General features: G+C 60.9%; 10 protein-coding genes and 1 pseudogene. 3 read left to right on the plus strand and 8 right to left on the minus strand.

All coding sequences use genetic code 11. The features are described from left to right. Positions 1–261: 261 nt before the first annotated feature. Together ACGSLL_RS27205 and ACGSLL_RS27210 are read left to right on the plus strand one after the other, a co-directional pair. Entirely contained in the window at positions 262–1,146 is an 885-nt protein-coding gene (locus tag ACGSLL_RS27205) for a sugar nucleotide-binding protein (protein ID WP_093097887.1), read from the plus strand. Next, the gene (locus ACGSLL_RS27210; protein WP_394508554.1) at positions 1,139–2,071 is read left to right on the plus strand and encodes an NAD-dependent epimerase/dehydratase family protein; all 933 of its coding nucleotides are present in this window, start codon (positions 1,139–1,141) and stop codon (positions 2,069–2,071) included. Before ACGSLL_RS27205 ends, ACGSLL_RS27210 begins: the two co-directional genes overlap by 8 nt. Before the next feature lie 370 nt (positions 2,072–2,441). On the opposite strand, the gene ACGSLL_RS27215 is transcribed toward ACGSLL_RS27210, so the two are convergent. From ACGSLL_RS27215 to ACGSLL_RS27240, 6 genes are all read right to left on the minus strand, one after another. Continuing rightward, complete coding sequence (locus ACGSLL_RS27215; protein WP_016985285.1) at positions 2,442–3,140, minus strand: OmpW/AlkL family protein; 699 nt, start codon at positions 3,138–3,140, stop codon at positions 2,442–2,444. 210 nt (positions 3,141–3,350) lie between these two features. Beyond that, a complete protein-coding gene (locus ACGSLL_RS27220; protein WP_203419672.1) occupies positions 3,351–3,869 on the minus strand; it encodes a DUF3299 domain-containing protein in 519 nt (172 codons plus the stop codon). An 11-nt stretch (positions 3,870–3,880) separates the two neighbouring features. Next, positions 3,881–5,146 carry an ABC transporter permease gene (locus ACGSLL_RS27225; protein ID WP_394508555.1) on the minus strand — a complete coding sequence of 422 codons (1,266 nt, stop codon included), beginning with the start codon at positions 5,144–5,146 and terminating at the stop codon, positions 3,881–3,883. Between the two features lies 1 nt (position 5,147). Next, on the minus strand, positions 5,148–5,858 hold the full coding sequence (locus ACGSLL_RS27230; protein WP_394508556.1) for an ABC transporter ATP-binding protein: 711 nt from the start codon (positions 5,856–5,858) through the stop codon (positions 5,148–5,150). Positions 5,859–5,997: 139 nt separating this feature from the next. Then, complete coding sequence (locus ACGSLL_RS27235) at positions 5,998–6,603, minus strand: DUF2796 domain-containing protein (RefSeq protein ID WP_394508557.1); 606 nt, start codon at positions 6,601–6,603, stop codon at positions 5,998–6,000. A 158-nt stretch (positions 6,604–6,761) separates the two neighbouring features. After that, complete coding sequence (locus tag ACGSLL_RS27240) at positions 6,762–7,409, minus strand: hypothetical protein (RefSeq protein WP_394508558.1); 648 nt, start codon at positions 7,407–7,409, stop codon at positions 6,762–6,764. A 117-nt stretch (positions 7,410–7,526) separates the two neighbouring features. Between ACGSLL_RS27240 and ACGSLL_RS27245 the strand changes: the two genes are divergently transcribed. After that, entirely contained in the window at positions 7,527–7,886 is a 360-nt protein-coding gene (locus ACGSLL_RS27245) for a hypothetical protein (protein WP_394508559.1), read from the plus strand. A 4-nt stretch (positions 7,887–7,890) separates the two neighbouring features. Here ACGSLL_RS27245 and trxA read toward each other — a convergent pair whose 3' ends face one another. Together trxA and ACGSLL_RS27255 are read right to left on the minus strand one after the other, a co-directional pair. Next, positions 7,891–8,763 (minus strand): thioredoxin, encoded by an 873-nt coding sequence (trxA, locus tag ACGSLL_RS27250; protein ID WP_394508560.1) that lies wholly within the window; start codon positions 8,761–8,763, stop codon positions 7,891–7,893. Between the two features lie 183 nt (positions 8,764–8,946). Further along, positions 8,947–9,059 (minus strand): annotated as a pseudogene (locus tag ACGSLL_RS27255) (IS110 family transposase); the annotation flags it as partial.

Raw genomic sequence — 9,059 nt, forward strand, 5'->3', positions numbered from 1 at the left:
GCGGGGGCGGGAAGATGCAAGTACCGTTCGGACCCCTTCGCGAGCAGGCTCGCTCCCACAGGGGACCGCATTTCAACTGTGGGAGCGAGCCTGCTCGCGAAGGGGCCGGTCAGGACCCTGCAAATCTGCGGAACTGCACATTACGGATGACGGTTGCGCACTAAACCCGCAAAATGCAACGATTCCGGCAATTATCGACGACGGTTCCACGAGATCCGTCGCTAAAGCCATCGTTCCAATCAGACTGGGCCTGCTGACTCTATGCGAATGCGCCTTATGTTACTGGGCGGCGGAAATGCCCTTGGGCAGGCGCTGATTCGCCTCGGTGCGGAGGAAGACATCGGTTTCCTCGCCCCCCGCCCGCCCGAAAACGGCTGGGATGCCGCGAGCCTGACGCAACTGCTGGACGACACCCGTCCCGATGCGTTGATCAACCTCGCCTACTATTTCGACTGGTTCCAGGCCGAGACCGTCAGCGAAACCCGCATGGCCGGGCAGGAACGCGCGATCGAACGTCTGGCCGAACTGTGCCAGCACCACAACATCGTCCTCGTACAACCGTCGAGTTATCGAGTGTTCGACGGCTCGCGCGCTACCGCCTACAGCGAAAAAGACGAGCCGGTGCCGCTGGGCCTGCGCGGGCAAGCCTTGTGGCGTATCGAACAGAGCGTACGCGCCACCTGCCCGCAGCATGTGCTGCTGCGTTTCGGCTGGCTGCTCGATGACAGCCCGGACGGCACCCTCGGGCGTTTTCTCGCCCGCGCCGAGCAACCGGAAGAGTTGCTGCTGGCCGATGACCGCCGCGGTAACCCGACCCCGGTCGACGACGCCGCACGGGTGATCATTTCGGTACTCAAGCAACTCGATTGCGCGGCGCCGCTGTGGGGCACGTATCACTACGCCGGCCACGAAGCGACCACGCCGCTGGCGCTGGGCCAGGCGATTCTCACCGAAGCACGCAGCCTGCACGCGCTGGCCATCGAAGCGCCGACCGCTCAGGCACACGCCGCACGGCCCGACGCTGCCGAAGAGCCGCAACACGCGGTGCTGGCCTGCAAGAAAATTCTGCACACTTTCGGGATCAAGCCGCGCGCCTGGCGTGCCGCACTCCCGGGCTTACTGGACAGGTTCTACCGTCATGGCTGAAGGTATCGTTCTCATCACCGGCGGAGCCGGTTTCATCGGCTCGCACCTGACCGACGCGTTGCTCGCCAAGGGTCACTCGGTGCGGGTGCTCGACGACCTGTCGACCGGCAAACGCAGCAACCTGCCGCTGGATAATCCCAAGGTTGAACTGATCGTCGGCGATGTCGCCGATGCCGCACTGGTGGCGCAAGCCATGCACGGTTGCAGCGCAGTCGCCCATCTGGCGGCAGTGGCGTCGGTGCAGGCGTCGGTGGACGATCCGGTGAAGACTCACCAGAGCAATTTCATCGGCACGCTGAACGTCTGCGAAGCGATGCGTCTGGCCGGGGTCAAACGGGTGTTGTACGCCTCCAGCGCAGCGGTCTACGGCAACAACGGCGAGGGCGAGTCGATCAGCGAAGACACGCCGAAAGCCCCGCTGACGCCGTACGCCTCGGACAAACTCGCCGGTGAGCAATATTTCGATTTCTATCGCCGCCAGCATGGCCTGGAACCGGTGATCTTCCGCTTCTTCAACATCTTTGGCCCGCGCCAGGATCCGTCCTCGCCGTACTCCGGGGTGATCAGCATTTTCAGCGAGCGCGCGCAGCAAGGTTTGCCCATCACCGTGTTTGGCGATGGCGAGCAGACGCGCGATTTTCTGTATGTCGAGGATCTGGTCAGTCTGCTCGCGCAGGGGATTGAAAAGTCTGATGTGCAGGTGGGCGCGGTGAACGTCGGCTGGAACCAGTCGATGAGCCTCAAACAGATGCTGGAAGCATTGAAAGTGGTGGTCGGTGAACTGCCGCCGATCAGCTATGGCCCGGCGCGGGCGGGTGACATTCGCCATTCGCGGGCGGATAACCGGCGACTGCTGGAGCGGTTCGAAATGCCGCCGCAGACGCCGATGAGTGTGGGGTTGGCGCGGTTGCTTGGGCGTGGCTGAAAAAGCCCTCACCCTAACCCTCTCCCAGAGGGAGAGGGAACTGACCGAGGTGTTTGTGGGTAATACGGCGACCTGAAACACCGAGCCGAATTCCGGTTTTGGAGAGCCCCCATATCGGCTCCCTCTCCCTCGGGAGAGGGCTGGGCGGGCGGCGTTCCGATGAGGGGCCTGGACCTCAAACGCGCCCAAAATCCCCAATCATGAAAAAGGCGCCCTTCAACAGGCGCCTTTTTCATGGCCGGAATAAACAATCCATCCCAGTGGCAAGGGGACATTGTCCCCCCGATCAACGGCGTACCGTCGTCGTCAGTTCCAGGCCTGCCTGCCACGAAGCCTCATTCACCACCACGTGAACGTTCGGTCAATCGACTCAGAACTTATAGCCCAAACCGACCATGTAGATGAACGGATCGACATCGACGTTGACCCGAGCGCGAGTGCCCGGCGCGACCGCATTGTTTTCGACGGTGGCGCGGGTGTCGATGTCGATGTAGCGCACCTGGGCGTTAAGCATGATGTTGTCGGTCAGCATGTAATCAGCACCGACCTGCCAGGCCAAGCCCCAGGAGTTTTTCGCCTTGAAGTTGCTGAATCCGTTGGCGCTGGCTTCGCTGCCGACGTGTTCGTCATAGATCCAGGTGTAGTTGATGCCGCCGCCGACATAGGGCTGGAACGCCGATTTCGAATCCAGCGGGTAGTACACGACGCTGAGAGTCGGTGGCAGGTGCTTCAGGGTGCCGAGCTTGCCGTTGGCGGCCGGCAGGGCGGTGCCCTTGAGCTTGACGTCATGCTCGAACGGCGTGGCCGCGAGCAGTTCGAGGCCGACGTGGTCGGTGAGCATGTAAGCGAAGTTCAGGCCCAATTGGGTGTCGCTGCTCATGGTCGCCTTGCCGCCCAGATTAGCGCCGCTCAACGGACCCTGATCGACCTTGACGCTGGAGCTGTCGGCCTTCGGGTTAACGGTGATCGCACCGGCGCGGATCAGAATGTCGCCGGCCTCGTGGGCGTGGGCGAGCGGGGCTGCGAGCGCGAGGGCAAACAGCGAGGCGCTGAGCAAGGACTTGTTCATGGGGGCTCCGAAAGGACTTAAGAAATCTGATGCCCTATGGTACGAAGCCAGCTGATCCGGTCTTTTGACTCAGCTCAATGAAACTGTGATGGGTTGTCTGTGCCGGCCCCTTCGCGAGCAGGCTCGCTCCCACATTTGAAATGCGATCCCCTGTGGGAGCGAGCCTGCTCGCGAAGGGGCCCGGTCAATCGACACAAAAATCAGCAGGACTCACTCCGGCAGCTCATACGCATAAATCTTCTGCGCCTCCATCTGATACCCGGCATCCGCCAGTTCGCTGCTCGACGCCTTGACCTGCAACGGCCCCTCGACCCAGTACGGCTGATACAGCTCGTCGAGCTTCACGCCGAGTTCACTTTTTACATGCACGATCTGATTCGACGGCGGTGGCGGCACGTGGATGCAGGCGCCGAAATACGGCACCAGCAGGAAATCCGTGGTGCGGCCTTCTTCGCTGACTTCCAGCGGCACGATGTAGCCTGGCAAACGAATGTTCTGTCCGTCGAGACTTTGCACCACCGGCGCATTCGGCAGGTCCTGCTTGGCCGCCGGCGCGGATTCGGCTGACAGCGCATCGCCCATCTTCGACAGGTCATGCAGCGGGGTCATGTTCGGCACTTCCGGTGCGGCGTCCGGCGGGATCATTTCCGACCATGTCAGGTCCTTCGGCGCTGCCGCCCAAACGGGCAGGGCGATCAGCAACAGCAGCGCGAGCACGGCGCGGGGCATGGTGAACTTCCTCATAAACGGATCGACAGGCCATCGGCCAGAGATTGGCGATAAGCGCGCCAGGCCGGCACGCTGCCCATCAGCAGCGCGGCCGCCAGAATGCCACCGAGCAGCGTCCATTCATACTCGCTCGGCCACGCCAGCGGCAGGTACAAACCGTAATTGGCCTGCACGTAACCCTGCGCGGCGGCGATGCCGATGTACAACAGCGCCAGTCCGGCGACCACCCCGGTCAACGCCAGGGCAAACGCCTCCAGCACCAGCAGGCTCGCGATGTGCCATGGCCGCGCCCCCACCGAACGCAGAATTGCCATCTCGCGGCGCCGCTCGTTGAGGCTGGTGAGAATCGCCGTGAGCATGCCGATCAACCCGGTCAACACCACAAACAGCGAGACCACGAACAACGCTTTTTCGGCGGTGCTCATCAGGCTCCACAATTCCTGGAGTGCCACGCCGGGCAGGATCGCCAGCATCGGTTCACCGCGGAATTCGTTGATCTCGCGCTGCAGGGCGAAGGTGGAAATCTTGCTGTTGAGGCCGAGCATGAACGCGGTGATCGCTTGTGGCGTCAGGTCCATGTTGCGCGCCTGATCCGCCGTGATCCGCCCATTACCGCGCGCCGGCACCCCGTTGTGCCAGTCGATGTGGATCGCTTCCATGCCGCCGAGGCTGATGTGCAACGTGCGATCGACCGGGGTTCCGGTGCGCTGCAGAATACCGACCACGGTGAACGGTTTGTCGTCGTGCTTGACCAGACTGATCGCCGCCACACCGTGGGCCAGCACCAGTTTGTCGCCGAGCTTGTAGTGCAACGCTTCGGCGACTTCGGCACCGAGCACTACTTCAAACGGATCTGTCGCAAACGCACGTCCGTCGGCCAGCGCCAAGTGCTGCTGACGGCCGTACTGGTAATGCTCGAAATAGGCTTCGGTGGTGCCCATTACGCGATAGCCGCGATGGGAGTCGCCGAGGGACATCGGGATCGCCCACTTCACTTTCGGGTTGTTGGCGAAGTGCTCGAAACTGTCCCAGCGAATATTGTTGGTGGCATTGCCGATGCGAAACACCGAGTACAGCAGCAGGTTCACCGAGCCTGAGCGGGCGCCGACGATCAGGTCGGTGCCGCTGATGGTGCTGGCGAAACTGGCTTTGGCTTCGGTGCGCACGCGTTCGACCGCCAGCAGCAAGCACACTGATAAAGCGATGGCGAACGCGGTGAGCAGAGCGGTGAAACGGCGGTTGGCCAGGCTGGCCATGGCCAGACGAAACAGATACATCTCAGACCTCGGCAGACGTGGCGGCGCGATTGAGCTCGGCCAGGGACAGGTGACGATCAAACAGCGGCGCCAGGCTCTGGTCGTGGCTGACAAACAGCAAGCTGGAACCGGCCTCGCGGCACTCGGCGAACAGCAGACGAATGAAATTCTCGCGGGCGTCGTAATCCAGTGCTGAAGTCGGCTCGTCGGCGATCACCAGTTCCGGCTGACCGATCAGTGCACGCGCAGCGGCGACCCGTTGCTGCTGGCCGATCGACAACGAATCGGCTCGGCGGCTGAGAATGCTTTCGTCTTTTAACCCCAAGTGAGCGAGCAGGGTTGCGGCGGCCTGATCGACGCTGCCGTGGCGATGTTTCGCTCGCTCGGCGCGCAGTTTTGAGAAGTGGCAGGGCAGTTCGACGTTTTCGCGCACCGAGAGAAATGGCAGCAGGTTGAACTGCTGGAAAATGTAGCCGGTATGGTCGACACGAAACGTGTCGCGGGCACCGGCAGACAGCTCGGTCAGTTCCTGGCCGAGCAGGCGAATGCTGCCACGGCCCGGCTTCTGCACACCGCCGAGCAAACCGAGCAGGGTGGTCTTGCCGCTGCCGCTCGGGCCTTTGAGGAAGAGGGTCTCGCCGGCTTCCAGACGAAACGCCGGAATGTCCAGCAGCGGCGGGTGACCGGGCCAGTTGAAGCCCAGGTCGGACAATTCGATGAGTGCTTGGGTCATGGCACCAGTTTCATGGTTGAACACTGAACCCTTGTGGGAGCGAGCCTGCTCGCGAAGGCGCCGGATCAGTCGACATAAGTGTGACTGAAATACCGCTTTCGCGAGCAGGCTCGCTCCCACACAGGGATTGCGGTGGATCTTAGAACTTCAGCGACGCCGCTTTAGCCGTCACTTCCGTACCTTGCTGGCCGCTGGCGCTGATCAGTTGTACCTGAATCTTCTGCGTGGCCGGGAAGGTCTTGAACAGATTTGCCAGATCCAGCGTCTTCAACGCACCCGGCGTAGAGCAGGTGAACTGATAGTGCGCATGGATTTCGCTGTGTTCATGGTGATGCTCGTGGCCGTCCTTGTCCGCGTCATCTTCGTCATGATCGTCGGCATCCGGCTTGTCGCCGAACAGCGGACTTTCCAGTTCCTGACTGGCCACCTTGCAACCGGCTGCAGCAGGCAGGCTGAACAGTGCCAACGGTTTTTCCAGCTGCGCACGAGCGGCGGCCACTTTGGCCTTGTCGGCATCCGACGTGGCGGCGTGTTCAAAGCCCACCAGGTTCATCGCCGGGCTTTCCAGTTCCAGCTCCAGAGTCTGGCCATCGAGCGCCGCATTCAAACGGCCCACGCCGTGTTCATGGGCGCCGAGGCTGCCATGCTCATGCTCATGGTCGTGATCGTGGTCATGCTCGTCAGCGGCGTAGGCAACGGCCAGCGGCAACAGGGCAAACGGCAAAGCGAGCAACAAACGACGCATGGCGAACTCCGGGGCGTAAAGTGAAAAGTTTGTTATGTAATCTTATAACGAAAGTGCGCAGAGTTTGCCCGTGTGCTCCGCTTTGCGCAAGACATGACTATGCACCGCCCGTGATGGATTTACGGGCGGTGCATAGACTGGATATCACGCTTGTTGAATCAGAAGCCTGCGCCGGGATATTCGAACCAATAGTGTCCCGATAGGACATCGTTGATGAGATTAGCGTCGAAAACGCCAGGAGCGTCGCGAGTGAAACGCTGTCGCCAAGCAGGCAGCCACCAGTAATTGATGGCCGTTCCGCGTGGCAATAATACGAGTTTCATCACTTCTTGATCGATGCTGTGTTCTGCGTACAGTTGATGGCTGCGATCCATGAAGGCCATGTATTCACTGATTGGCAACTCGAACATCAACGCTGCGGTGAAGATTTTTTCAGTCTGACTGAACGCCGGGTTTTGCAGTATTTGCAAGGCCTCGCAGGTGTAAGTCTCTGGCTGGTTGGTAATGGTTTGGCCATCGGGAGTGGAAAGTATGTCGAATCGATCATCCATATCTTTCCAGTCGGTGCGGTTGTTTCGCTCGAAGTAGTCGCGAATGACAAGCGTAAGTGGGCCTGAGGCAGCGCCATCTGGGGGACACGCTGAAAAATCCGCAGGTGACCAGAATCGCCATACCACGATGAGCAAGAGCGGGATTGTCAGAAGGAACCAGTAAGACCGTTTCATTGTGGTGATGATGGCTTGTAACGAAGCCGTTCGCCCTTTGAAGACGAATTCGTTGTCGCAGACATCGTGATTCTTCGCCAAAAATTAAAACAATCTAGTCGATCGCCCGAGAATTACCAGATGTGTTTGACGGCCTTTACTTGGCGTTACACAAGTCCCGTGGGAGCATGCAGGTCGGAAAAGGCAGGAGCGAATTCAATGTTGCGGATACGCGGAACCGTCGGCGCGGTGCCGGTGGATTTGACGGTGGAGCTGGATGACAGTGACTGGGCCAGGCTTGGTTCGGCGCTCAGTGCTCAGGCGCCGCTGGCTCAGTCTGAAGCGGCTGCATCGGTGCCGGCGGCGAAACCGCAGGGGCAGGACGATGCGTTGTGGCAGGTGGCGAAGGATCTGTTGCGTCAGGCCGGGCAACTCAGCGGGCCGGACTTGCTTGATCAGCTGGAAGGGTTGACCGGCAGTGCGGCGGCGGGCAAGCGCTTGCTGGTGCGCTTGCGCCACAGTTCGCAGGTGAAAGTGCAGAGCGGCGCGGATACGCCGCTCTATAGCTGGATCGGGTAAACGCCTAGTACAGCGCGGCGAAGACTTTGCGCCGGTAGGCGGTCACCAGCGGATGATCGTTGCCGAGCAGTTCGAACACTTGCAGCAGGGTCTTGTGCGGCAAGCCTTCGCCGTAGCTGCGATTGCGGATGAACAGTTTAAGCAGGGCTTCCAGCGCCGCTTCGTATTGCTGACGGGCGAGCTGCTGGATCGCCAGTTGATACGCTGCTTCATCGTCCTGCGGGTTTTGCGCCAGTCGGCTTTTCAGCTCGGCGGCGTCCGGCAGGTCACGGGCCAGCCCGAGGAACTGGATCTGCGCCTTGGCGCCAGCCAGTGCGGCTTTGTGCTCGTCGCTCTTGACCGCGTCGAGTACGGTCTGCGCTTCGCTCAGCTCACCGCGTTCGGTCAGGCAGCGTGCATACAGAATCAGCGCCTTGGCGTTGCTGTTGTCCTCCTGAAGCAGGGCCACCAGCGCCGCTTCGGCATCGGCGTAACGCCCGTCATCGAACAGCGCCTGAGCCTGTTCCAACGGATCGGCAGCGGCCGGCGGCGGCATTTGCACATGTGGTTCGAGCAGCGCGCGCACCGCGGATTCCGGTTGCGCACCGGCAAAACCGTCGACCGGTTGACCGTCCTTGAACAGCACCACGGTCGGCAGGCTGCGAATGCCGAAGCGGGCAACGATGTCCTGTTCGACGTCGCAATTGACCTTGGCCAGCAGCAACTCGCCCTGATAGCTCTCGGCGATGCCTTGCAGCATCGGCATCAGCGCCTTGCACGGCGCGCACCATTCGGCCCAGAAATCCACCAGCACCGGTTTGTTGAAAGAAGCCTCGATCACCGACTGGTCGAAATCGGCCGTCGTGGCGTCGAAGATGTACGGCGTTTGCTCACTCATGGGGGATCTCGTCAAAGCGTGGATGGGGCAACTATAAGGCTTGGTGGGGTGTGGCCGGAAGCGGGGCAGGTTTTGGATATGTGTCGCATGGGCAGGCGCTTTCGCGAGCAGGCTCGCTCCCACAGGGAATTTGTGATCGCCACAAATCAAATGTGGGAGATTCTATGGTTTTCACCAAGCTTTTTAGGCCGTTTTGCTGACGTAGTTCGTCTTCGTTTTCATCAAGGCAAACGCAATGCGAGCGAGTTTACGTGACAGAATCACCAACGCTTCAGTGGTGGCCTTGCCCTTGTTTC

It is taken from the genome of Pseudomonas retamae (assembly GCF_043496865.1).
Lineage (GTDB): Bacteria > Pseudomonadota > Gammaproteobacteria > Pseudomonadales > Pseudomonadaceae > Aquipseudomonas > Aquipseudomonas retamae.

Coding starts and splice junctions, on each gene's coding strand:
- ACGSLL_RS27205 (WP_093097887.1), top strand. CDS start 262: ATGCGAATGCGCCTTATGTTACTGGGCGGCGGAAATGCCCTTGGGCAG.
- ACGSLL_RS27210 (WP_394508554.1), top strand. CDS start 1,139: ATGGCTGAAGGTATCGTTCTCATCACCGGCGGAGCCGGTTTCATCGGC.
- ACGSLL_RS27215 (WP_016985285.1), bottom strand. CDS start 3,140: ATGAACAAGTCCTTGCTCAGCGCCTCGCTGTTTGCCCTCGCGCTCGCA.
- ACGSLL_RS27220 (WP_203419672.1), bottom strand. CDS start 3,869: ATGCCCCGCGCCGTGCTCGCGCTGCTGTTGCTGATCGCCCTGCCCGTT.
- ACGSLL_RS27225 (WP_394508555.1), bottom strand. CDS start 5,146: ATGTATCTGTTTCGTCTGGCCATGGCCAGCCTGGCCAACCGCCGTTTC.
- ACGSLL_RS27230 (WP_394508556.1), bottom strand. CDS start 5,858: ATGACCCAAGCACTCATCGAATTGTCCGACCTGGGCTTCAACTGGCCC.
- ACGSLL_RS27235 (WP_394508557.1), bottom strand. CDS start 6,603: ATGCGTCGTTTGTTGCTCGCTTTGCCGTTTGCCCTGTTGCCGCTGGCC.
- ACGSLL_RS27245 (WP_394508559.1), top strand. CDS start 7,527: ATGTTGCGGATACGCGGAACCGTCGGCGCGGTGCCGGTGGATTTGACG.
- trxA (WP_394508560.1), bottom strand. CDS start 8,763: ATGAGTGAGCAAACGCCGTACATCTTCGACGCCACGACGGCCGATTTC.